General features: G+C 72.4%; 20 protein-coding genes and 2 pseudogenes. 17 read left to right on the top strand and 5 right to left on the bottom strand.

All coding sequences use genetic code 11. The features are described 5' to 3' along the window. Positions 1–185: 185 nt before the first annotated feature. From ACZ6I3_RS24245 to ACZ6I3_RS24230, 4 genes and pseudogenes are all read right to left on the bottom strand, one after another. Positions 186–1,286, bottom strand: a complete 1,101-nt coding sequence (locus ACZ6I3_RS24245; RefSeq protein ID WP_469417275.1) for a hypothetical protein — start codon at positions 1,284–1,286, stop codon at positions 186–188. Next, positions 1,286–1,960 (bottom strand): RNA polymerase sigma factor, encoded by a 675-nt coding sequence (locus tag ACZ6I3_RS24240; RefSeq protein WP_382837895.1) that lies wholly within the window; start codon positions 1,958–1,960, stop codon positions 1,286–1,288. The genes ACZ6I3_RS24245 and ACZ6I3_RS24240 overlap by 1 nt, the downstream gene beginning before the upstream one ends. Positions 1,961–2,451: 491 nt before the next feature. Beyond that, on the bottom strand, positions 2,452–3,216 hold the full coding sequence (locus ACZ6I3_RS24235; RefSeq protein WP_469417273.1) for a cyclase family protein: 765 nt from the start codon (positions 3,214–3,216) through the stop codon (positions 2,452–2,454). Positions 3,217–3,578: 362 nt separating this feature from the next. Then, positions 3,579–4,499, bottom strand: a pseudogene (locus ACZ6I3_RS24230) (DMT family transporter); the annotation flags it as partial. Positions 4,500–4,636: 137 nt separating this feature from the next. Between ACZ6I3_RS24230 and ACZ6I3_RS24225 the strand changes: the two are divergent. Further along, positions 4,637–5,557: a LysR family transcriptional regulator gene (locus ACZ6I3_RS24225; protein ID WP_469417271.1), complete on the top strand. Its 921-nt coding sequence runs from the start codon at positions 4,637–4,639 to the stop codon at positions 5,555–5,557. Positions 5,558–5,606: 49 nt separating this feature from the next. On the opposite strand, the gene ACZ6I3_RS24220 is transcribed toward ACZ6I3_RS24225, so the two are convergent. Beyond that, complete coding sequence (locus tag ACZ6I3_RS24220) at positions 5,607–6,548, bottom strand: ScbA/BarX family gamma-butyrolactone biosynthesis protein (RefSeq protein WP_469417269.1); 942 nt, start codon at positions 6,546–6,548, stop codon at positions 5,607–5,609. 139 nt (positions 6,549–6,687) lie between these two features. Here ACZ6I3_RS24220 and ACZ6I3_RS24215 point away from each other — a divergent pair, with 139 nt between their 5' ends. From ACZ6I3_RS24215 to ACZ6I3_RS24140, 16 genes and pseudogenes are all read left to right on the top strand, one after another. Beyond that, a complete protein-coding gene (locus tag ACZ6I3_RS24215) occupies positions 6,688–7,353 on the top strand; it encodes a ScbR family autoregulator-binding transcription factor (RefSeq protein WP_469417268.1) in 666 nt (221 codons plus the stop codon). After that, positions 7,350–8,318 (top strand): NAD-dependent epimerase/dehydratase family protein, encoded by a 969-nt coding sequence (locus ACZ6I3_RS24210; RefSeq protein WP_469417266.1) that lies wholly within the window; start codon positions 7,350–7,352, stop codon positions 8,316–8,318. Before ACZ6I3_RS24215 ends, ACZ6I3_RS24210 begins: the two co-directional genes overlap by 4 nt. A 203-nt stretch (positions 8,319–8,521) precedes the next feature. Then, complete coding sequence (locus ACZ6I3_RS24205) at positions 8,522–9,085, top strand: TetR family transcriptional regulator (protein WP_469417264.1); 564 nt, start codon at positions 8,522–8,524, stop codon at positions 9,083–9,085. A 43-nt stretch (positions 9,086–9,128) separates the two neighbouring features. Further along, on the top strand, positions 9,129–9,890 hold the full coding sequence (locus ACZ6I3_RS24200; RefSeq protein WP_469417262.1) for an SDR family NAD(P)-dependent oxidoreductase: 762 nt from the start codon (positions 9,129–9,131) through the stop codon (positions 9,888–9,890). Positions 9,891–9,937: 47 nt separating this feature from the next. Then, positions 9,938–10,744, top strand: a complete 807-nt coding sequence (locus tag ACZ6I3_RS24195) for a carbon-nitrogen family hydrolase (RefSeq protein ID WP_469417260.1) — start codon at positions 9,938–9,940, stop codon at positions 10,742–10,744. A 280-nt stretch (positions 10,745–11,024) separates the two neighbouring features. Next, positions 11,025–11,717, top strand: a complete 693-nt coding sequence (locus tag ACZ6I3_RS24190) for a hypothetical protein (protein WP_469417259.1) — start codon at positions 11,025–11,027, stop codon at positions 11,715–11,717. Further along, positions 11,714–11,908, top strand: a complete 195-nt coding sequence (locus ACZ6I3_RS24185) for a hypothetical protein (RefSeq protein WP_391099252.1) — start codon at positions 11,714–11,716, stop codon at positions 11,906–11,908. Before ACZ6I3_RS24190 ends, ACZ6I3_RS24185 begins: the two co-directional genes overlap by 4 nt. A 141-nt stretch (positions 11,909–12,049) precedes the next feature. After that, entirely contained in the window at positions 12,050–13,723 is a 1,674-nt protein-coding gene (locus tag ACZ6I3_RS24180; protein WP_469417257.1) for a GH3 family acyl-acid amido synthetase, read from the top strand. A 45-nt stretch (positions 13,724–13,768) separates the two neighbouring features. Continuing rightward, positions 13,769–14,650: an alpha/beta hydrolase gene (locus tag ACZ6I3_RS24175; RefSeq protein WP_469417256.1), complete on the top strand. Its 882-nt coding sequence runs from the start codon at positions 13,769–13,771 to the stop codon at positions 14,648–14,650. Beyond that, positions 14,640–15,785, top strand: a complete 1,146-nt coding sequence (locus tag ACZ6I3_RS24170) for a mandelate racemase/muconate lactonizing enzyme family protein (RefSeq protein ID WP_469417255.1) — start codon at positions 14,640–14,642, stop codon at positions 15,783–15,785. Before ACZ6I3_RS24175 ends, ACZ6I3_RS24170 begins: the two co-directional genes overlap by 11 nt. Before the next feature lie 84 nt (positions 15,786–15,869). Further along, positions 15,870–16,757 (top strand): FAH family protein, encoded by an 888-nt coding sequence (locus tag ACZ6I3_RS24165; RefSeq protein ID WP_469417253.1) that lies wholly within the window; start codon positions 15,870–15,872, stop codon positions 16,755–16,757. After that, positions 16,754–17,986, top strand: a complete 1,233-nt coding sequence (locus ACZ6I3_RS24160; RefSeq protein ID WP_469417251.1) for a hypothetical protein — start codon at positions 16,754–16,756, stop codon at positions 17,984–17,986. The genes ACZ6I3_RS24165 and ACZ6I3_RS24160 overlap by 4 nt, the downstream gene beginning before the upstream one ends. Positions 17,987–18,140: 154 nt before the next feature. Continuing rightward, positions 18,141–19,241: pseudogene (locus ACZ6I3_RS24155) on the top strand (IS701 family transposase); the annotation flags it as partial. A gap of 428 nt (positions 19,242–19,669) precedes the next feature. Then, the gene (locus ACZ6I3_RS24150) at positions 19,670–20,929 is read left to right on the top strand and encodes an MFS transporter (RefSeq protein WP_469417250.1); all 1,260 of its coding nucleotides are present in this window, start codon (positions 19,670–19,672) and stop codon (positions 20,927–20,929) included. 30 nt (positions 20,930–20,959) lie between these two features. Further along, a complete protein-coding gene (locus ACZ6I3_RS24145) occupies positions 20,960–21,715 on the top strand; it encodes an SDR family NAD(P)-dependent oxidoreductase (RefSeq protein WP_469417248.1) in 756 nt (251 codons plus the stop codon). 46 nt (positions 21,716–21,761) lie between these two features. Then, entirely contained in the window at positions 21,762–22,067 is a 306-nt protein-coding gene (locus ACZ6I3_RS24140; protein WP_469417246.1) for a YciI family protein, read from the top strand. Positions 22,068–22,131 lie beyond the last annotated feature (64 nt).

Below are 22,131 nucleotides of genomic sequence, written 5' to 3'. Positions count from 1 at the left end.
GGGGGTGGGGCGGGGGGGGGGGGGGGGGAGGGGGGGGGGGGGGGGGGGGGGGGGGGGGGGGGGGGGGCCCCCCCCCCCCCCCCCGCTCAGGTGCACGAGCCGTAGGTACGGGGGGAACCCCGGCTCTGTGCGACGGCCGATGACCAGTCGGCTCACTCATTACTGCGCCAGGGCGGCCGAAAACGTCACACCCTCGGCCAGGAGATTTTCACGGGGTACGAAACCGCAGGTCGCAGGGGTGCGAGGGACTGCCGGGAGTGGCTGCGGTGCGCGTGGTCATCGTCGTCGTTGCGGTGGTGCCGGTTGCGGTCCTGCTCGCGGTCCTGCTCGCGGTCCCCGTTTCGGTCCCGGTCCTCGCCCTTGTTCTTGTTCTTGTTCCGGTGCCTGCCCTTGTCGCCGGCCTCGTCGTCGCCGTCCGTGGAGCGGGTATCGGTCGTGGAGCGGGAGCCGGTCGTGGACAGGACGCCCTTGCAGTACTTCCGCACCTGGGTGCCGCCCGCCGCGTCCCGCAGGGCGCGCCTGCGGTCGGCGTTCAGGCGCTTGCCGTCGCGGAGGTCGCGGCAGGCGGAGGTGATCTTCCTGCGGCTGTCGCCGGGGCGGTCGCCCCGCTCGCCGGTGCCTGGCTTCCGGGCCGCGTCGTCGCGTGCCTCGCCCCGTCCGGAGTCACCGGCGCCGCCCGCCGCGGGGCCGCTCGGGGCGTCGTCCGGGCCGTCGTCCGGGCTGTTCTCCGGGGTGGACCCACCCTGTACGGCGTCGCTCGGCGAGGGCGACGTCAGCGGGCTCCCGGGAGGAGAGACGGCGGCGGACACCGAGGCACCGGGGTCCGGCTCGTCGCCGCCGAACGGTGTCAGGACTCCGGTTCCGGCCGCGACCGCGATCCCGCCGACCATGCCGACGGCCAGCACGGCGGCCAGGGCGAGGCGTGCGGGACGCGCCCAGCGGGGCCGCCGGACAGCGCCGGAGCCGCCGCCGCGCGAGGTTCCGATCCGGACCAGTCCGGCGTCCACGACCTCGGCGGCGGCCCGTGGGCCCGTGGCTCCTGGGTCCGCGAGGGCAGCGGCGGCGTCGGCGCGTTGCTCGCGCACCTTGCGGAAAGCGGCCATCGCCGCGGCCTCACCGGGGAGTTCCTCGCTGGTCAGCGGGGGTGACGCGGACAGCGCCCCGAGCGTCCTGGCGAGTCGTTCGGCCTGGTCCCGGTCGGCGCCGTCGACAGCTTCGAGTGGCTCTCCGCTCAGCAAATGCTCCGCCGTTTCGCGGTCCAGCCACCTGTACTGCTCGTCGGCCATCACACATCCTTCTGCGTCCGCGGGACGCTACGCGTCACACCTGCGGACGTCACCGCACCGCCACGCGGTTCTCGCTGGGGCGGCAGGGCGTCGAGCACCCCGGCCGATTCCGGATCGGCCTCCGGGTCGTCGCCGAGCAGCTCGGCGAGCCGCTTGAGACCCCGGTGCGCCGCCGTCCGGACGGCGCCCGGGCGCTTGCCGAGCGTCTGCGCGGCGGACTTCGCGTCGAGCCCCACGACCACCCGCAGCACGACCGCCTCGGCCTGGTCCTGCGGCAGCCGGGCGATCAGGGAGAACGTGCCGTCGGTGGCGAGCGCCTCCATGGCCTCACCCGCGGTGTCGGACTCGGCGGCCCGGCCCGTCAGCTCGGTCTCGTCACCGCCGATCGCGGGCCGGCGCCCGCGCATGCGTATGTGGTCCAGCGCGCGATTACGGGCGATACGGGCGGCCCAGCCGCGGAAACGGTCCGCGTCGCCGGTGAACCGCTCCAGGTCACGGGCTATCTGCAACCAGGCCTCGGACGTCACGTCCTCGGCGTCGGGATCGCCGACCAGCGTCCGTACGTACCCGAGCAGCCGCGGGTGCACGGCGCGGTACACAGTCCGGAACGCGGTCTCATCCCCGTCCTGTGCCGCACGCACCGCGGCGGTCAGCTCCGCGTCGTCCCCCAGCACCGCGCGCCCTTCTGCGCCTAAGCCGGCGCCGCTCTCGCGGACCGGGTTCTCGCCGTCGTGGTTCCTCGATCAATGGCTGCGGTGTCAACACCGCAGGTGGTTGCGGTGGTCTTGCCGCCTCCGCGTTGGCGCGAAAGGCACGTTACGACCTGAAACCATGCCCCGTCCATGTCCGTCCAGGATGCAACTAAGCCGTGACCCGCCAGGGTGTGACAGAAAACGCAGACATGGCGCTGTAGGAAGTACGGGCCGCCGCGCGGCCCGTGCCGCGCGACGGCCGGGGCCTCTCCTGTGGGGGGTGGCGGCCCTGGCCGTCTCCGCGGTTCACCGCTCTGAACTGCGGCGATACATAACGTCCGTGATCGACGTGACCAGCCTCATATCCGCCCAGCGTCCCGACAGAGACACCTGTCACAGGGCAGTGGCTCACACGGCGACGAGCCCGGACCAAACGAGGAGCGAATGCCGCTCCAAGCCTTGCAAGCGCTGGCTCACTCCGTCGGGTGTACGGCGAACACCCGTGCCGGGAATCCCGAACCGCCCTGTGGCTTGGGCCACGTGGCGATGATCAAAGCCCCTGCCTCGGGGACCTGGTCGAGATGGGCCAGCAGTTCGATCTGCCAGCGGTCACGTCGCAGGACGTACTCCTCCAGGCTGTAGTCGCCCGCGGAGGCGGCGAGGCCCGGGTCGGTGTCGGACTGTTCGTGGCCGATGGCGGTGACCCCGGCGTCCTCGAACAGGTACCGCAGGACCTCGGCCGACCAGCCCGGCGTGTGGCTGACGCCCGCCTCGTCCCGGTTGGCCAGCGCCACCGGGTCCGGCCAGCGCCGGCTCCACCCGGTGCGCAGGGCGACGAACGAGCCGGACGGGATACGGCCGTTGCGCTCCTCCCATGACCTCACGTCGTCCAGGGTGGGCGTGGCGTCGGGGTCGGTCTCGACCCGGGCGGCGATGTCGAGCACCACCAGCGGCAGGATCATCTCCTCGACCGGGATACGGTCCAGCGCGCGGGCTCCGGCCACGAAGTGGGAGGGCGGGTCGACGTGCGTGCCCCACTGGCCGACCAGCGTGTAGCGGTGGACGGTGAAACCGTCGCCGCGCTCCAGGTCGAAGAGCGTCTCGCGCCGCTCGTTCCCGAAGCCCGGGAAATGCGGCTGCCCAGGCCGGAAGGCGTGGGTGAGGTCAGTGAAGACCGCCTTCTCGGTCAGCGCGCGATACGCCGACCACAGCCTGGGCTCGGATGCGCCGTGAGTCACCGGGCGTTCTCCAGGAGGGTGCGCCCGGGAGTGCGCCGGGGAGTGTCACCGCGGCTCGGCTCTGCGGAGTCCGCCTTCGCTGCGGCGGGCGCGTCGGAGGCCGGCTGTTCGGTACCGGCCGCTTCGAGGCCCGGCTGTACGGTGCCGGGCTCTTCGGAAGCCGGCTGCCCGGAGACCCGCGCACCGGAAGCCGACACCCCGGAGGCCGGCTGTACGGTGCCGGGCTCTTCGGAGGCCGACAGGCCCGGCTGCCCGGAGACCCGCGCACCGAAAGCCGACACCCCGGAAGCCGACAGCCCGGAGGCCGGCCTCTCCGTCGCAAGCCCCCTGGCGCCCCGCTCCCCCGAGGCCCCCGTCTCGTCGGGCTGCGGCTCGGAGCCCACGCCCCCGTCCCCCGGAGCCGTGGCCGAAACCGACGCCACCGCCGTCTTCCGCCGCGTCAGCCCGACCCCCACGAGGACCACGGCCATGCCCAGCACCACCCGCACGCTGAGGTTCTCGCCCAGGACGACCGCGCCCAGCAGGACGGAGACGACCGGGAGGAGATAGCCGACCACGGCGGCGTTGGTGGCGCCCTCGTCGTTGATGATGCGGTAGGTGAGGTGGAAGGTGATCGCCGTGCAGAAGACGCTCAGGACGACGGCCGCGGTCACGACGGCCGGGCCGACGTCGATCGACTCCAGGCCGCCCACCGGCATCGCGACCGCCGTCAGCCCGCTCGCCGCCACGAGCTGGGCGGCGGAGAGCGAGATGGTGGGGGTGCCCTTGCGGACCAGCGTGCGGCCCATGTACGTGAACGCGACGGCGTAGCTGGCCGCCGCGCCGAGGATCGCGAGGGCGCCCCAGCCGGTCGCCCCGGTCGTCTGCCAGGGGGCGAAGATCACGATCGTCCCGGTGAAGCCCAGCAGCAGGCCGGCCAGCCGCACGGGACGCAGTCCGCGTTCCGAGCCGAGGGCCAGGCCGAGGGCGATCGACCAGAGCGGGGTCGTGGCGTTCAGGACACCGGCGAGACCCGATTCGACCGTCTGCTGCCCCAGGCTGAACAGCGCGAACGGCAGCGCGTTGCAGAAGAAGGCCGCGACGGCGATGTGCCGCCAGACGGTCACGCCCCGGGGCATCCGATGCCCGGTCGCGTAACAGGCGACGACGAGGACCAGCGCGCCGAGGGCACAGCGGACGAACGTGACCTGGAGCGGGGAGAGCCCGCGCAGCGCCAGCTCGATCCAGAGGAAGGTCGATCCCCACAGCAGGGCGAGCACGGCCACCCGTAATCCGCCCCACAGACTCCGCGTACCGCTGTTCACGATGTTTCCTCCGTCCCATGACACCCGGTGCGTTCTCGTCCCGGTCCTACGAAGGTGCCTCAATCAAGCTTTGAGGACAAGCAAATGGTTCTACCTATTCTGTTAAGCTCAGCTACATGCTCGATGTGAGACGGCTCCAGGTCCTGCGCGCGGTGGTCACCAGCGGCACGGTCACCGCCGCCGCGGCTCACCTCGGCTACACACCATCCGCCGTCAGCCAGCAGGTGGCGGCTCTGGAGAAGCAGGCCGGTACGGCGCTGCTGGAGCGGTTCGGCCGAGGGGTGCGCCCCACGGCCGCGGGTCTGCTGCTCACCGAGCACGCGGCCCTGATCAGCTCGGCGGTCGCGCAGGCGGAGTCCGCCCTCGCCGACCTCCGCGCCGGGCGTACCGGCCGGCTGTCGGTCCGCTACTTCGCCACGGCCGGCTCCACCTTGGTGGCGCCCGCCCTGGCCCGGCTGCGCACCGAGCACCCCGGCGTCCGCGTCGACCTCGAACTGACCGACCCCGAGGACCCGCTCCAGGAAGTGGTGCGGGGCCGGGCCGACCTGGCCGTGGTCGTCCAGACCCGTGACCGCGCGAGCGCCGGCTTCCGGTTCGTCCATCTCCTCGACGACCCGTACGCCGCCGTACTGCCCCTCGGTCATCCGCTCGCCGGCAAGGAGACCGTCGACCTCCACGAGCTGTCCGGTGAGCAGTGGGTCGGCAGCGAGCCCCCCGGCCCCTGCCTCGAACCCGTCATCGACTCCTGCGCGGCGGCCGGCTTCAGCCCCGACTTCGTCATCCAGAGCGAGGACTACGCCACCGCGCAGGGCTTCGTCGCGGCCGGTCTCGGCGTCGGCCTGATGCCGGGGCTTGGGCTGCGCAACCGGCATCCCGGCGTCGTCGTACGCCCGGTCCGCAACCCGGAGCCGGTCCGGGTCATCTCGGCGGCCGCGCGGGAGACCGCCCTCGAACAGCCCGCCCTGCGCGGCCTGCTGGACGCACTGCGGGACGCGGCCGCCACCGCCGACCCGCCCGGTGGACCCGGGGCGGACTGACCACTGCCCATGGGGCGCGGGTCGGCGGCGAGGGTGGGAGAGGCACATGTCAGACGCGGTGGGCGGCGGGGTCGGCGGGCGCGGCGGCCAGGGTCACCACGCTGGCGAAGATCTCCTTGCCGTGCTGCCGGGCGCTGATCCTGACCTGGTCCGGGTCCGCGAGCTGCTCCGCCTCCAGCCAGCAGGGGATGTCCATCTCGGCGTACCGGACGAAGTCGTTGTCCATGCCGGTGACCGTCACCGTGTCGGGGTGGGCCGTGGCCAGCGCCGCCTGGCGGGCGGCCTCCAGCAGCAGCATGCCCGGGGCGTGGTCCACGAGGTGGTCGAAGAGGATGGGGTGGGTGGTGTCCACCCGCAGCTGCCAGCGGTCGGGCCGGTCGGTCGCGGCGAGCACCACGTCCTCGAAGCGGTCGCGGCCGAACGGGGTGAGACCCGCCGGAGGCGGCAGCGGCACGGCGCGCGCGGTGGCGGCGGCCGCGTCGGCGTACGGGCCGCGCAGCCGGTTGTAGACGGTGCGGTCCTGGATGGTGAAGCGCGAGCGTACCGAGGCCAGCGGGCGGCCTGCGCGCTCGACGTCGACTCTGAGGGATATCGCGGACGCCCGCTCACGACGGTAGGTCACCTCGTCGCAGGTGATGTGCAGTTCCAGCTCGGCCGGGCCGCCGTCGGCGTACGAGGCCGCCGGGTCGAGCGTCCAGCTGAAGTCCTTCCACAGCAGTTGGTGGCCGAACGGCACGCTGTAGGCGCCGTGGGACAGCAGCGGCAGCGTCTGGCGAACGGTCTCGCTGAGCATCAGCGGGTCGTGCAGACCCAGGCGGTTGACGTAGAACGGGTGGGTGGCGGGCCAGGCGGCCGTGACCGTGAAGGCGTCGGGCGCGGTCCGCCGCCAGTTGCGCAGCAGCACTTCGTCCTGGTTCGTCTTGTGCGTGAAGACGGAAGAAACCGTCTCAAAACGGTTTTCGACGCCGTTCTGGGCAAGGCTGATGGACATGGTGTTCCCCCCTGATGCGGTGACTCGCTTATGGGCACGCGCAGATGAAGCGAAGGCGCTTGCGGTGACAGGACGGCGCCGACGTGAATAAAATAGAGGTCGTTCTTTTTGTTTGTCTACGGGTTGAGGGAGTCTGCCGATGGCACGACAACGGCAGGAACGCGCGGAACGGACTCGGGCCGCGCTCATCCACGCTGCCGCGGAGGCGTTTGACCAGGCCGGATACCACGGCGCGGGTCTGAACGCGATCCTGCAGAGAGCCGGCATCACGACCGGAGCCATGTACTTCCACTTCAAGTCGAAGGAAGAGCTGGCCCGCGCGGTCATCGTCGACCAGGCCGCCGAACTGCAGTGGCCCCAGGGCCAGAAGGGCTTGCAGCAGCTGATCGACGTGTGCCAGTACCTGGCCGTCGAGATGCGCTCCAACGTGCTGTTCCGGGCCGGCGTCCGGCTCGCCGTCGAGCAGAGCGAGGTGAACCTGCTGGACTACTCGATCTACGACTGGTGGTCCGAGCAGTTCCGCACCCATCTGGCCGAGGCACGTGAACTCGGCCAGCTGAACCCGGCGGTGGACGAGGCCGCGTTCTCCCAGGTGATCGTCGCCTCGTACACCGGTACGCAGATCATGTCCCGGCTCTCCACCAACCGGTCCGACCTGCCCGCACGCATAGAGAACATGCTGCGATGTCTGCTGCCGGCCATCGCGCCGGCGGAGATCGTCGCCTCGCTGGAGTTCCCGGGGAACGGGGAGACCGCGGGGGAATCGGTGGTGGCGGCGGAGCATGGGGAGGGTGCGCCTTCATGAGACCTGTCCGGGTGTTGCTGACCGGCTCGACCGGGTTCGTCGGACGGGCGGTCCTGAGTCGGCTGCCGCGCGCACGCGGGGCCGACGGACGTGGGGTCGAGGTGCGGGCCGTCGCCCGCACCGTTCCCGCCGACGCGGGAGGACGGGCAGGCGTGGAGTGGGTGCGCGCGGACCTGTCGGACCCCGCGTCCCTCCAGGGGGCGGCGAGCGGTACGGACGTCCTCGTCCACCTCGCCTGCCGGGTCTCCGGCGGGGCCGAGGAGTGCGAGCGGACGAACGTCGGCGGCACCCGGGCGATCATCGACGAGGCACGGCGCGCGGGGGTGGGGCGGATCGTCCACCTGTCCACGGCGGCGGTGTACGGGCCCGGTCCGCACCGGGGCATCCCCGTCGACGGGGTCGTGCCCGCGCCCGTGTCGGCGGCGAGCCGTACGCGGTTGGCGGCCGAGCGGATCGCGCTCGACGCGGGGGCCGTCGTCCTGCGCCCCGGGCTGGTCCTGGGCCCCGGGGACCGTTGGGTCGTGCCCGCGCTCGGCGAACTGCTCCGACGGGTGCCGGGCCGCTGGGACGGCGGGCACGGACAGGTCTCCGCCGTGGACGTCGACGACCTGGCCCGCCTCGTCGCCGCCCTGGTCACGGCACCGGCCGGCGACGCCGTGGCCTGCGGTGTCCACCACGCCAGTCATCCGGTGCCGGTGCGGGGCGGCGACCTCATGGCGAGACTCGCCGAGCTGGACGTGCTGCCGTCGGCCGGCGCCGACGACTGGCCCTGGGAGACGTGCCTCGCGCGGCTGCGGGAGACGCCGGGGCGGATCAGCGAGCGGCAGTTCGCCCTGCTGGCGCGTGACCACTGGTACGAGAGCGAGCGGATCTGGCGGCTCACGGGCTGCGCCCCCGGGGCGGGACCGCTGGAGCGGCTGGCCGGGGCGGCGGCCTGGTACCGGGAGCATCTGCGCGCCGGGTGAAGTCAAGGCGGGCGCGCCCGACTTGGCCAAGTGGTTGCGGGGTTGGGCACGGGAGGCGTCCGCGAGGGAAAGCGGCGGTACGTTCACAGGACTGGGGGCATGGCCTTCCGTCCTCCCCCTACGCCCGCCCGCCCTCGTCCGCGGCGGGCCCGTGGGAGTCATTTCCCGTGATGGATGCAGAGGTCAAGCCCATGGTGAAGCAGGTGAGAGCGGAGCGTACCCGTCAGGCGCTGATCGCGGCGGCGGCGGTCGAGTTCGACCGGCAGGGGTACGCCGGGACCTCGCTGTCCGCCGTGCACCGGGCCTGCGGGGCGACGATGGGAGCACTCACCTTCCACTTCCCCGCCAAGGCGGACCTCGCCACCGCGGTCTGCCGTGAGGCCGAGGCCCTCACCGGCGAGGCGCTCGCCCGGCTCGTACCGGCCGGACCTCTCCCGCCGGCCGCCGAGTTCACCCTCGAAGTGGCCCGGCTGCTGGAGCGGGAGGTCACCGTCCGCGCGGCGGCCCGGCTCACCCGGGAACGGGCCGTCCCGTCCCACTGGTACACCCTCTGGCGGGCCGCCCTGCGGGACCTGGTGGCAGCGGCCCGGGAACCGGCCGGTGACCCTCCCGCACCCGACGAACTGGAACTGCTGGCGGTCTATCTGACGGCGGGCGCCGAGGCCGCCCTGCGGGCGGGGAGCACCGGCACGGAGGTACAGACCCAGCTGAAGTGTCTGTGGGCCCTGGTGCACTCCTCGAAGGAGTGTCCGGTCGGGCCGCGCTGATCCCCTTTTTCCTTCTGACCGTTCCGACGAAAAGGCTCATCCCATGACTCGACGCTGCGCGCTCGTCACCGGTGGTTCCCGGGGCATCGGGGCCGCCATCGCGACCGAACTCGCCGCCGACGGACACCGCGTGGCCGTGCACTGCCGTGCCGACTCCGCCGCCGCGCAGGCAGTCCTGGACGCCCTGCCCGGCACCGGCCACGTCCTGGTCACCGGCGATGTCGGCACACCGGGAGCGGCCCGCGGGATCATCGAGTCCGCCGTCGCGCGACTGGGCACCGTGGACGTCCTCGTCAACAACGCCGGCATCTACGCCGAGCAGCCCGTCGCCACCACCTCGTACGAGGACTGGCAGGCCGACTGGCGGCGCGTCGTCGACGTCAACCTGCTCGGACCCGCCGACCTGATCTGGCACCTCGTCGACCATCTCCGGCAGCGGCCGCAGGGCCCGCGGGGCGCCCGGATCGTCAACGTCGGCTCGCGCGGCGCCTACCGGGGCGAACCCGACGCCCCCGCCTACGGCGCGACCAAGGCCGCCCTGCATGCGCTGACCCAGTCGCTCGCCCAGTCCCTGGGCCCGCTCGGCGTCGCGGTGACCGCCGTGGCCCCGGGCTTCGTCCGTACGGAACTGGCGGAGAGCATGCTCGTCGGGGACGCCGAGGAGCAGGTCCGCCGCCAGAGCCCGTTCGGCAGGATCGCCGCGCCCTCGGACGTCGCCGCCGCCGTGGCCTGGCTCAGCGGTGAGCGGGCCGAGTGGTGCAGCGGTGCCGTGATCGACGTCAACGGCGCCTCGCACCTGCGCTGAACCCACCCCCGGCCCTCCCGGGCCGTCCGACACCTCAGGGAGACCCCGTGCGCGTCGCGCTGTCGCAGATCGCCGTACGACCGGACGAGACCGTCGCCGAGCGGCGTGCCCGCGTGGCCGGTCTCGTTCATGAACAGCACACCGCCGACCTGGTGGTCCTGCCGGAACTCTGGACGGTCGGCGCGTTCGCCTTCGACGAGTTCCGCGCCCACGCCGAGCCGCTGGACGGGCCCACGGCACAGGCGATGGGCGCGGCCGCGGCCGCGGCCCGGGTCTGGCTGCACGCGGGCTCGATCATCGAACAAGGCCCGGACGGCACGCTGTTCAACACCTCCCTCGTCTTCGCGCCCGACGGCCGGCTGAACCGGACGTACCGGAAGATCCACCGCTTCGGCTTCGACCGGGGCGAGGCCGCCCTGCTGGGCCGGGGCGAGGAGACCGTCACCGTCACGCTGGACGACGGCGGCCCGGCGGAGCTGACGGCGGGGCTCGCCACCTGCTACGACCTGCGCTTCCCCGAGCAGTTCCGGCTGCTGGTGGACGCCGGCGCGGAGCTGTTCCTCGTCCCGGCCGGCTGGCCCGCCGCCCGACGCGCCCACTGGTCGCTGCTGGCCCGCGCCCGGGCCGTCGAGTCCCAGGCGTACGTCCTCGCCTGCGGTACGGCCGGTACGCACGCCGGGGTGGAACTGGCGGGCCACAGCGTGGTGGTCGATCCATGGGGCGAGGTCCTCGCCGAGGCCGGGGCGGGCGAGGAGACGCTCGTCGTCGACCTCGACCCGGCGCTCGTCGCCAAGACCCGTGCCGAGTTCCCCGCCCTTCGCGACCGTGTTCTCGGTGTGCCGACGCCCCGCTGACCGGCCGTCGGCGACAGGTGCCGTCCGCCCCGCGAGTGCCGGGGCGGACGGCACCTGTCGTCTGTGGGCGGCCAAGTACCGGGCGGCACAAGCGGGTTGGATTTTTTCCGGTGGCCTCTTGCGGCCCACAAGGCAGACGTGTAACACTCTTTCGCGAGGCAGTCTGCCCACTTCCAGGAGCCTTCGCAGTGCCATCGCGTCGCCGTCGAGCGGCGCTTTTTTGTTTTCCGGGGCTCCCCGTTTCCCCGCATCTCCTTGTCTCCTGAAGGTGAGGCGACCAGTGACCATGGCCGACCCGATCCCCTCGCGTCCCCGCCCGGAACAGTGCGCGTCGAGCCGCTGCCGCCGTGCGGCCCGCTCCGACAGTCTGCGACGCAGACCCGCCGCGCCCGGTGCCCGGCTCTGCGGCCCCTGCAAACGCGCCCTCGCGGCCGATCTGACCGCCCTGCCCGCGCTCCACCACGAGAGCGAGCAGCGGCTCGTACTCCCCGCCCGGCAGGGCGGCCTCGCCCGGGTCACCGGCCACCGCCCGGACACGCCGCCCGTGAGCGACGCGGCGCTGGACGCCCGGCACGACGCCGTCGTACGACTGGCGTCCTGGACCCGGCTCGTCCTGGACGAGGACCCGGACGCCGGAGCCGCGCCGGAGCGGTCCGTGCCCGAGCTGGCCGTCTTCCTCGGCCGGCACATCGACTTCCTGGCCGCCCACCCCGCCGCGGGCCCGGCGGCCGACGAGATCGCCCGCACCGCCACCGCCCTGCGGCTCGTGGTCGCGCCGCCCAAGCCCGACCTCGTACCGCTCGGCCGGTGCGTGGAGCCGGACTGCGACGCCGAGGTGTCGCTCCCCGGGCGCGGCGGCGACGAGCTGGTGCTGCGCGGACCGATGTGCGCCGCGGGGCATGTGCTCACGCCACGCCAGTGGCTGCTGATGAACCATCGTCAATCGACCCTCGAGACCAAGGAGTCGGGATGAACGACGACCTGCGCGCCCCGCGCGGCAAACGCGTCCCCACCTCGCTCGCCGCCCTCGCCCTCGGCGTCCGCGAGGGCACGATCCGCCAGTGGGCCAACCGCGGCAAGATCACCCGGTACGGGACCAAACGCCAGGCCCTGTACGACCTGAACGAGCTGGCCGCGCTCGCGGCCGGGGAGAACGGCGCGTAGCCCTCCACCCCGTAGAGACCCGCCCCGCACCGAAGACCTCCCCCCTCCGACAGCACCCACCCCACCGTTCGGCCACCGCCGCGCGGCCCTTCGGCATGCCCGAAAACAGGCCGCCGGCACAGCTCTTGAGGAGAGACAGCCATGGAGACGCACGGCACATCGCAGTGGCAGCAGCACTGGCAGGACCGGCGCGACCCCTTCGTCGAGGAGTGCTTCCGGGCCCGTGAGAGCCTGCTCGCCGACCTGAAGGACCCCGGCGCCGCCCAGGCCCGTGTCCTCGACGACCTCATCGACATCGGCACCGCCTCGCTGCACTGGAAGGAGCAGGGGTACGACGTCGTCGCCGCCGCCCCGGACACCTTCCGGGCGGTGCTGCCGATCATGCGCTACAACGACTTCGTCGAGCAGATCGACCGGGAGACCCACACCAAGGGCGGGATCCTGTCGTGCAGCCCCGTACTGCGCTGGCTCAAGACCAGCGGGACGACGGGCACCCCCAAGCGCGTCCCGTACACCCTGCACTGGCTGCTCAAGTACCGCATCCCCGCGATGAAGGCGATGTGGGGCACCTACCTCGAACACCACCCCGAGATCCTCGCCCACCCCTTCGCCACCCTCGACACCCAGACCGTCCGCGAGGACGTGTACGACTTCGTGCACGGCGTCGAGCACCAGGCGATCAGCAACCGGCATCCGCAGATCAACAGCCGGGACTGGAACCCGCCGTGGTACGAGTCGCCGTGGTTCGGCCCCGACACACCCACCAGCCACGCCGGGCGGATGTACCACCGCGTACGGCACCTCGTCGGCAAGGACCTGCACTACATCTCGGCGATCAACCCCAGCACCCTCGTCTCGCTGCGCGACCTGATCGCCGAGCACGGCGCCGAGCTGGTGCGCGACCTGAGAGAGGGCACCCTCCAGGGCAAGCCGTGGACCGAGCCCGACGAGAAGGCCGCGCTGCACCTCGAACAGGTCCTGGACAAGGGCGAGTTCAGCCTGGTGGACCTCTGGCCCTCGCTGACGCTGTACAGCTGCTGGCTGTCGGCCTCCGCCGAGCTGTACCGGCCGCGCCTGGAGGCCGTGCTGCCCGGTGTCGCCAAGCTGCCGTTCATGAGCTGCGGGACCGAGGGCGTCACCACCATCCCCGTGGACGACACACTGGAGAGCCAGCCGCTCGCCGTCAGCCAGGCGTACTTCGAGTTCGTCCCCGCCGACGTACCGCTCGGCGCCCTCCTCGACGCCGGCGAGAAGGTCGAGACGCTGCTGTACGACGAGGTCGAGGCGGGCCGCGACTACCACCTGATCATGTCCCAGGGGAACGGCCTCTACCGGCTGTGGACCGGTGACATCTACCGGGTGGACCGGATCGCGGACGGCACCCCCTGGGTCCACTTCACCCACCGCGACGGCGTCTTCCACTCCTTCACCGGCGAGAAGATCACCGAGGGCCAGGTCACCCAGGCCATCCGGCAGGGACTCGAAGGCAGCGGGCTCGACACCGGGCTGTACATGTGCGGCCCGCGCTGGGACGAGCCGCCGTCCTACACCGTCGTCGTCGAGGTACCGGAACCCGGAGCGGACCTCGACGAGGTGCTGTCCGCCGCGATCGACCGCGAACTGTCCGTCATCAACATCGAGTACGCCTCGAAGCGGGACAGCGGACGGCTCTCCGCGCTCCAGGTGCGGACCGTGGCGCAGGGCGCGATCGCCGCGTACGTCGAGTCCCGGCGGCAGCGGGGCAACGCCACTCAGTACAAGTACAAGCCGTTCCAGAAGGACATCGACTTCGTCGACGCGATCCTCGCCGACTGAACCGCCCCTCACCCACCCATCAGTGCCGATCAAGGAGAGTTGACCATGCTGGAGACCCTCAGGCCCCCGCAGAACACCCGCCGCGAGATCATCGACCTGCCGTGCGGCGACACCCGGCTCGCCCTGCACGTGTGGCGGCCGGAGCAGATCAAGGGAGCCGTCTTCTACTTCCACGGGCTGCAGAGCCACGCCGGATGGCTGTGGGAAGTGGGCCCGCAGTTCGCCGACAACGACATCGCGTTCTTCGTCCTCGACCGGCGCGGCAGCGGCATCAGCCCCGGGCCGCGGCACGAGATACCGGACGTCGACACCGTCCTCGGCGACTACGCGAAGGGCGTCGCCTTCGTCCGGGAGATGATCGGCGAGACCGTACCGCTGTCCCTGTTCGGGCACTGCCTCGGCGGCTCCTTCCTGGCGGCCCTGATGGCGTACGAGGGCTTCACCACCTCGTACGACGCGGCCGTGTTCTGCTCGTCCTGGCTGGGCCGGATGCACGCGACCCTCGACCCGGAGGCACGCGAGGCCGTCGCGGCGAGCGGGAGCGAGGAGTTGTGGGACGCGGGGCTGCGGGCCGGCGACTTCACCGACGAGGTCAAGTACCAGCACTTCATCGACCACGACGACCTGGCGGTACGGCAGCTGACGCGGCGGTCGCGGGCGGTGCTGCTGGAACTGGAGCGGCTCTATCTGACGCGCGGACGCCTGAGCCCGGCGGTCCCCGCCGCGACGTTCGTCTCCGGGATGACCGACCCGATCGTGGACCTCGACGCCGCGCACTCCGTCTTCCAGGACCTGGTCTCCGGGCGCGGCTCGATCATGAAGTTCCCCACCGACAAGCACTACCTCTTCTACACCGACGTCAGCGCCGACCTCGTCGACTGGACGTCGACGTACACCCTGCTCCAGGGGGTGAACCGTGGCGCCTGAGGCCGGCAGGTCCGGACGGGCCCGGCTGTACCACGTCGAGCTGCCCATGCGGACGCCGTTCGACCATCCGGCCGCCCGGCGGCGTACCTCCGACAGCCTGGTCCTGAGGCTCTCGGCCGACGGCGTGGACGGCCTCGGCGAGTGCGCGCCCCGCTCGTACGTCACCGGGGAGACCACCGCGAGTGTGCGCACGGCGCTCGAACAGGTCGACTTCGACGCGTTGTTCGCGCTGCTGACCGGCCGCGACCCGGGGGAACTGCTGGGACTGCTCCACCGGGACGGCTTCGCGCGGACCTTCGGGATCGACGGCGGCAACAACCTGCTCTGCCTGCTGGAGACGGCGGTCCTCGACTGGCTGGGGCACCGGACCGGGGTGGGCGGACGGGAGCTGCTGCCGGGCGAGGCCGGCGAGGGGCGCCGTTCGCTGCCCGTCTCGCAGGTGCTCGACCTCAGCCTGGACGCCGAGGAGTTCCTCGCCACCCGGGGCCCCTTCCACTTCGTGAAGATCAAGGCGTCGGACGACATCGAGCACGACACCCGTACCGTCCGGACGATCCGCGACAAGGTCGGCGACGACGTGCCGGTCATGGTCGACGCCAACATGTGCTGGACACCCGAGAACTCGGTCGGCCACGCCCACCGGCTGCGCGAGGCCGGCGTCGACTATGTGGAGGAACCGCTGCCCAAGGGCTCGTGGGAGGCGCTGCGCGCGCTGCGCCGCGACGGCGGGCTGCGGATCATGCTCGACGAGTCGGTGTGCACGGCCCGGGACGCCCGTACGGCGGTCGAGTCCGGGGCCTGCGACGCGTTCAACATCCGGGTGTCGAAGAACGGGGGGCCGCTGCCGGCCGCCGGGCTCGTCGCCTACGCCCGGGAGAACGGCGTCCGCTACCAGTTCGGGGTCCAGGTCGCCGAGGTGGGACCGCTCATCAACTCCGGCCGGGCCCTGGCCTTCGGCCACCCGGACGCGCTCACCGTCGAGGCCGGGCAGTCCGACCGCTTCTTCCCGGAGATGATCGTCGCCCCGCCCCCGGCCGTCGACCGCCACACGAACACGCTGGCGCCGGCGGACGGCACCGGCTGGGGCATGGACCTCGCCGCGAGCGCGGAGCGCTGGGCCGTACGGGACTACTGACCCGGCCTTCCCACGCGCACATCACTGACGCACACCACCGAAGCACCTCACCCACCACACCCATGCCTGAAAGGCGGGAACGTCATGACCGTACTGTTCGAATGCACCTACCGGGGCGGCCGTTACTTCGGCTTCGGACTGCCCCAGTCCGACCAGCCGTTGAGCCTCACGCCGCTCAGGAACCTGAGCCTGGGGAAGCTGCTCGCCGAGGGCGGTGACGTCGCCGTGCTGCTCGCCTCCTCCGAGACGGTGACCGTTCCCGTGAGCGAACGCGACACCGTGTCCTTCCGCCCGCCGCTGCTGCCCGACCACCTCGGTGACGCGCTCGTCGGCGGCTTCATGCAGACCCACAACGTCAAGGTGGACGCGGACACCCCGTCCCAGCCGAACTGGTTCCTCAAGGGCCTCGGCGATGTGCTGAGGACCTCGGGGGAGGCATTGCGCGCACCGGCCGGGTCCGTCGCGCTGACCGAGGAGGCGGAGGTCGTCCTGGTCTATGTCACCGACGCGGAGGGCATCCCCCGGTACGTCGGCTACACCTTCGGCAACGACCTCACCGACATCGGCCGCTTCCGCCGCCACCGGGGTCACCTCTCGTACGCCAAGCTGTGCGACGCGGCCGTGGCGCCCTGGCTCTTCCTGGACGAACCGCCGCGCCACGTCACCGGGCACGTCACCATCGAGCGGGACGGCGAGCCGTGCTGGCGGGGCGAGTTCACCACCGGCACCAAGGCCCTGCACTACGGGCTCGACGCCATCATGTCCGAACTGTTCTCCTACGACGCCCTGCTGGCCCCCGGCCGTGTGCACTACGCCTACATCGGCGCCGACCGCAGCAGTTTCCACGACGGCTTCCGCATGGCCGACCGCGACCGCGTCACCCTGGACTTCGCGAGCCATGGGGTCACCCTGTCGAACACCGTGCGATGTGCGTCACCGACTCTCGCGGCCGCCGCGCACGAGGGACCGTGAGCGGCGGCGAGCGGGAGCGTATGCCGGTCGACGGGGTGCGCAGGCTCAGTGACACGGAGGCGACGTTCGCGTACTCCCATGCGCTGCTGCGCGGCAGGGGCGGGCTCACCACCTCCTTCACGGTGAACGGCGCGTTCCCGCCGGAGCGGGTGGAGGCGGCCGTGGAGCTGTGGCTGAGGAGGCTGCCGCTGCTGTCGCTGCGGATCGAGGACACCGGGGGCGGGGGGCTGTGGTTCCGGCAGGGGACGCCCGCGCCGGCGGCGGGTGAGCGGCTGTGGGGGCTGCGGGTCGGGCGGACGTCGCAGGGGGCGACACGTTTCTCCCTCAGCTTTCACCCCGCGATCTGCGACGGCCACTCCGTCGGGCGTCTCGTACGGCCGCTGCTGGACGCCCTGTTCGGCGTTCCGGGCGCCTGTGCCGGGCCGGAGGAACTGCCGCCGGACACCGACGAGCTGACGTACGAGAGCGGTGGGGTGTGCGGGGTGTGCGTGCCGGGGCCGGCGCGGCGGCCTGTGACGTCGTACGGCACGGAAGCAGGGCCGGGGCCGGGGCGCGGGCGGTCGACCGGGGTGGTGCGTGAGAGTGACGGGGGTGTGACCCTCGCCATCGGTCCGTACGAGACCCGGCGGCTGCGTGACTGGTGCGGTGCGCGGCGGCTGACGGTCAGCGGGTTCCTCGCGACCGTGCTGGCCGACGCGTTCGCCCGGGAGAGCGGCCGCCGGGAGGTCACGGTCGCCAGGGCGGTGTCCCTGCGCCGGCGGTACGCCGAGCGGGCGCTGATCAGCGAGCCCGGGTGTGTGCTGGGTCTGGTGCGGGCGCGGCTGCGGGCGGGCGGCGCCGGTCGCGACGCCGTGGCCGCGGGGGGCGACCTCGTGGGCCGGGCCCTGGGCCATGCGGAGGTGCTGTGCTCGGCGGGGCGGGAGTGGCGTCCGGAGCGGCGGGCGCACACCGCGATCCGCCGGGCCGTGGAACGGGAGACGGAGGGCGGCGGCGGTCCGGAGCTGCGGGTGACCGACGCCGGTTCGGTGGACACCGCGCTCGGGCCGCACGCGGGGAGGGTCACGGGGTTCCGGACCGTGGCGGCCCGGGGTGACGGGGCACTCCACGGCGCGCTGCATCTGTCGTCGTTCAAGGGGGCGTTGACGGTGGGGCTGGCCGTCGGCGGGCCTTGGGCGCCGGTGGCGGAGCGGGAGTTGAGTGACGCGATGCTTTTGCACAACCGCAGGTGAGAGCCCTGCGGGAGTGCGGACTCCTCAAAGTCGTAGGTGAAGGTGGCCCCTTCGATTGAAAACAAAGAGTTCGTTCTCTATTTTTTAGGGGCAGGCTTCGTTCGAACCGGCGGGGCCCGCCCAGTGCGACCAGTCCAGAGGAAGGGAACGCGTCATGGTGAGGGCGTTTTCCAGCGTGGCTCACGGGCGGGGCGGATCCTCCGCACGCCGCTCCTCCTCAGGCACCTTCGATGCCTTCATCGCGGAGATCTTCGAACGGCTGCCCCGGGCCGACCAGCGCGGCTGGGCCCATGTCTACACGCGGGGCCTGCTGGTGACGCCGGGTCGCAAGACGGTACGCCGGCTCGCGGCCTCCGCCTCGGACTCCGCCACCGCGGCCCAGGCCCTGCACCAGTTCGTCAACGCCAGCCCCTGGGACTGGGAACCGGTCCGCGCCCGCCTGGCCGACTGGGTCGTCCGGCGGTCCCGGCCGCGTGCCCTGGTCATCGCCACGGCGGTGCTGCCCAAGCGGGGCGACCGCTCCTGCGGAGTGCACCGCCGCTTCGTCCCGCAGGACGGACGTACCGTCAACTGCCAGGTCGGTATCGGGGCGTTCCTCGCGGTGGAGCAGGGGACGGCTCCGGTCGACTGGCGGTTGCTGCTGCCCGGACGGTGGGCCGAGGACGCGGGTTCGGGTCCGGCCGCGGGTTCGGCCGATGCCCTGGCACTGGACCTGGTCGACGGGGTGGGGACCCGGGATGTGACCGGCCCGGGCGGGGTGCCGGTGGTCGCCGACCTGGTCGGGTTCGCGGACAGCGCCGCGCTGGTGGGCGGGCTCGTCGGCCGGGGGCGGCGGTTCGTCGTGGCCGTACCCGATGACCTTGTGGTGCACCCGGACCGTGCGGCTCCCGGTGGGCCCGGCTCTCGTGCCGGTGCCGGCGTCGGTGGTGTGTCCGCGCGGAGCCTTCTCAGAGCCCAGCCGGCGCGACTGGCGACGGGGGTGGTCCGCCTCCCCGGCATCCCCGTCGCCCTCCGGTTGGTCGGCGAGTCCGAAGGCGGGCGGATCTGGCTCACGGATCTCGTGGACAGATCGCCGCGCGAGGTGTCGGCGCTGGCCAGACTGCACACGGGTGCCGTCGACACGGTGGAGCGGCTGGCCGACGACTTCGGTCTGCGCGCCTTCGAGGGGCGGTCGTACGCCGGCTGGCACCACCACAAGACCCTGGTCTCCGCCGCCTTCGCCTACAGCGCGCTCGGCTCCGCCGCCCCGACGCGGCACGCCGACCCGGCCCACGCGATACCCCGGCCACGCACCGCCCGTCCACCGCGACGGGCACGGACTTCGACCACAGGTGGGCGGGCCGGCACGGCCCCGGGACGCGCCGCCGGGGCCCCGGCCCGGGCGGTCACGACACCCGGGCGAACCCCAGCGGCTCCGGCGCGGACGGCTGAGACACCGGCGCGGGCCAGCGGGGCTCCTGAGCGGGGCTCGGGGGTTCCGGCGGCTCCGACGCGCGCTGCCGGGGCTCTGGTGCGGACTCCGGTGCCTCTCGGACGAGCTGATGCGGCTTCGACGTGGACTCCGGTGGCCCTCGCGCCACACGCCCGGCTCCCCGGGCCCCCGACACGCGCCCTCGCCATCCCACCCCAACCCCCCACACACCCATCGCACCCGCTCCCCACCCCGATACGAACGGACTCCTGATGGCCCTCCCCAAAGCGTTCTGGTTGTTGTGGTTCGGGCAGACCGTCAGCCGGCTCGGGACGCTCGCCCCTGCCTTTCTCGTGCTCTACATGGAGCAGGACGGGCTCGTCGCCCCGGGTACGACCCCGCTAGTCGTCGGTCTCTTCGGCGCCGGTGTCGTGTTGTCCGGGTTGGTGGGAGGGGCGGTCGCCGATCTGATCGGGCCGCGTCGCACCATCGTCGCCGCCCAGCCGGTCACCGCCGCGATGGCTCTGCTCTTCGGCGTCGCGGAGAACGTCGTCGCCCTGTGCGCGCTGTCGCTGATCACCGGGTTCCTGTCGTCCGTCGACCGGCCGGCCGGGGCCGGGCTGATCTCCGCGATCGTTCCGCAGGAACAGTTCGCGAAGGCGTACAGCCTCTTCCTCGTCGGCTTCAACATCGGCATGTCGCTGAGCCCCGTCTTCTCCGGTTTCCTGCTCGAAGTCAGCCCCGGTGCCCTCTTCGTCGTCTGGGCGGCCTCCAGCCTCGTCTACGCGGCCCTCGTCTTCGCGGTGCCCGCCGATCCGCCGCCCGCGCAGGACTCCGACCGGCCCGCCGGGGCCGCGGCGGCCCTCAAGTCGGCCGCCCGCGGGATCGCCGAACCCTTCCGGACCCCCGTCCTGGTCGCCTTCCTCCTCCTGACCTTCCTGCTGGCCTGCATCTACCTCCAAGTCAACTCCGCGTTGCCGCTCGACATGCGGGCCAGCGGCCTGAGCACCGGGGACATCGGCTTCGTCCTCGCCGTCAACGCCGTGCTGTCCGTGCTGCTGCTCCCGCTCGTGCCCCGTCTGGTCGGCGGGCTGCGCGCCCACGTCCCGCTGATCCTGGCGGCCGTGTTCATGGCCCTCGGCTTCGGCGGCAACGCCCTCGCCGGCGGCATGGTCTCCTTCACGATCGCCACCGTCGTATGGACGCTCGGCGAGGTGCTGTGGGCCCCGATGTCCGCCACCTTCATCGCCGACCGGGCCCCGGCGGGACGCAGCGGCACCTACCAGGGCTCGTACTTCTTCGCCTGGAACGCGGCGTTCGTCGTCGGCAGCCCCGCCGGACTCGCCCTCGCCCACTCCCACGGCTACGAGGCGCTGTGGATGTCCGTCCTCGGCCTGGGGCTCGCGGTGACGGCCGGCTTCGCCCTGCTGCCCCGACTGGCCGGGTTCGTGACCAAGCCCGACACCGACCCCGGCTCCACCTCCGACCCCGACACCGGGTCCGTCACCACCGCCCGAGCGACCACCCCGTAATCCCCGACCCGAGAGACAAGGTGACCCACCATGCCCGCACCCACCCCCCGCACCGCACTCCTCGTCGGCGCCGCCGGCGGCATCCTCAAGGAGGTCTCCCGCGAGCTCGCCGAGGAGGGCCACACGCTGGTCCTGTTCGACCGGGACGCCGAGGCCCTCGGCAAGCTCGCCGAGGAGCTGGGACGGATCACCAAGGTCGAGGCCGTCGTCGGTGACATCACCGACATCCCGGCGGCGGAACGCCAGCTGACCGACATCGTCGACCGGTTCGCCCCGTCCATCCTCGTCAACGGCGTCGGCGGCGACACCCGCGTGATCGGCTACGCCGACCTCACCACCGGCCACTTCGACGAGTCCTTCCTGGAGAACGTCGTCAGCAGCTGGATCGCGGTCAAGGTGTGCGCCCCGCGCATGGCCGCCGACGGCTACGGCCGCATCGTCAACTTCGCCTCGGCGGGCGGCCGTACCTACAGCCGCTTCAACAACGCCGCGTACGTCGCCGCCAAGGCCGCCGTCATCGGCATGACCAAGCAGCTGGCGTTCGAGCTGGCCCCGACCGGGGTCGTCGTCAACGTCGTCGCCCACGGGCCCATCGCCACCGAGCGGGTAGCCGGGGCGTTCGAGCGGCGCGACCCGGAGCAGCGGCAGGCCGTCCTGGCCAAGCTGCCGATGGGCCGCTACGGCACCGTCGCCGAGGCCGTCGGCAGTGTGCTGCACCTCTGCTCCGAGAGCGCCGGCTACTCGACCGGGTCCGTCATCGACATCAACGGCGGCATCTACATGTGAGTCCCGCCCGCACACCGTCCCACGCCCAGTGACACCGGAGGTATCCATGGCGAAGTTCGTCGTCGAGTTCGAGTACAACGTCGACCGTGCGGGCCGGGAGCATCTGCACCGCGCCCACACCGACTATCTGCGGGCCCTCACCGACAGCGGCGTCCTGCTGCTCGCCGGGCCGCTCCAGGACACCAACGGCGGCCTGCTGGTCTACGAGGCCGAGGACCGCGACCGCCTCCAGGAGGTCCTGGACGCCGAGCCCTACGTCAAGGGCGGCATCGTCTGCCGGGTCCGTATCCGGCAGTGGGCACCGGGCAAGGGCGCGTGGGCCGCCGCGGCGTCGGAGAAGACCGCCGCCTGAGCCCGGGGCTTCGGCTCCCCGCCCTCCCCGTAATGAAGCAAGCCTCCCCCGAAAGGACCGACTG

The organism is Streptomyces sp. NPDC041940 (genome assembly GCF_055589465.1).
The sequence above is the reverse complement of the archived record's forward strand: the minus strand, read 5'-3'. Positions and strand labels throughout refer to the sequence as shown.

Coding starts and splice junctions, on each gene's coding strand:
- ACZ6I3_RS24245 (WP_469417275.1), bottom strand. CDS start 1,286: ATGGCCGACGAGCAGTACAGGTGGCTGGACCGCGAAACGGCGGAGCAT.
- ACZ6I3_RS24225 (WP_469417271.1), top strand. CDS start 4,637: ATGCTCGATGTGAGACGGCTCCAGGTCCTGCGCGCGGTGGTCACCAGC.
- ACZ6I3_RS24220 (WP_469417269.1), bottom strand. CDS start 6,548: ATGTCCATCAGCCTTGCCCAGAACGGCGTCGAAAACCGTTTTGAGACG.
- ACZ6I3_RS24215 (WP_469417268.1), top strand. CDS start 6,688: ATGGCACGACAACGGCAGGAACGCGCGGAACGGACTCGGGCCGCGCTC.
- ACZ6I3_RS24210 (WP_469417266.1), top strand. CDS start 7,350: ATGAGACCTGTCCGGGTGTTGCTGACCGGCTCGACCGGGTTCGTCGGA.
- ACZ6I3_RS24200 (WP_469417262.1), top strand. CDS start 9,129: ATGACTCGACGCTGCGCGCTCGTCACCGGTGGTTCCCGGGGCATCGGG.
- ACZ6I3_RS24185 (WP_391099252.1), top strand. CDS start 11,714: ATGAACGACGACCTGCGCGCCCCGCGCGGCAAACGCGTCCCCACCTCG.
- ACZ6I3_RS24180 (WP_469417257.1), top strand. CDS start 12,050: ATGGAGACGCACGGCACATCGCAGTGGCAGCAGCACTGGCAGGACCGG.
- ACZ6I3_RS24175 (WP_469417256.1), top strand. CDS start 13,769: ATGCTGGAGACCCTCAGGCCCCCGCAGAACACCCGCCGCGAGATCATC.
- ACZ6I3_RS24165 (WP_469417253.1), top strand. CDS start 15,870: ATGACCGTACTGTTCGAATGCACCTACCGGGGCGGCCGTTACTTCGGC.
- ACZ6I3_RS24150 (WP_469417250.1), top strand. CDS start 19,670: ATGGCCCTCCCCAAAGCGTTCTGGTTGTTGTGGTTCGGGCAGACCGTC.
- ACZ6I3_RS24145 (WP_469417248.1), top strand. CDS start 20,960: ATGCCCGCACCCACCCCCCGCACCGCACTCCTCGTCGGCGCCGCCGGC.
- ACZ6I3_RS24140 (WP_469417246.1), top strand. CDS start 21,762: ATGGCGAAGTTCGTCGTCGAGTTCGAGTACAACGTCGACCGTGCGGGC.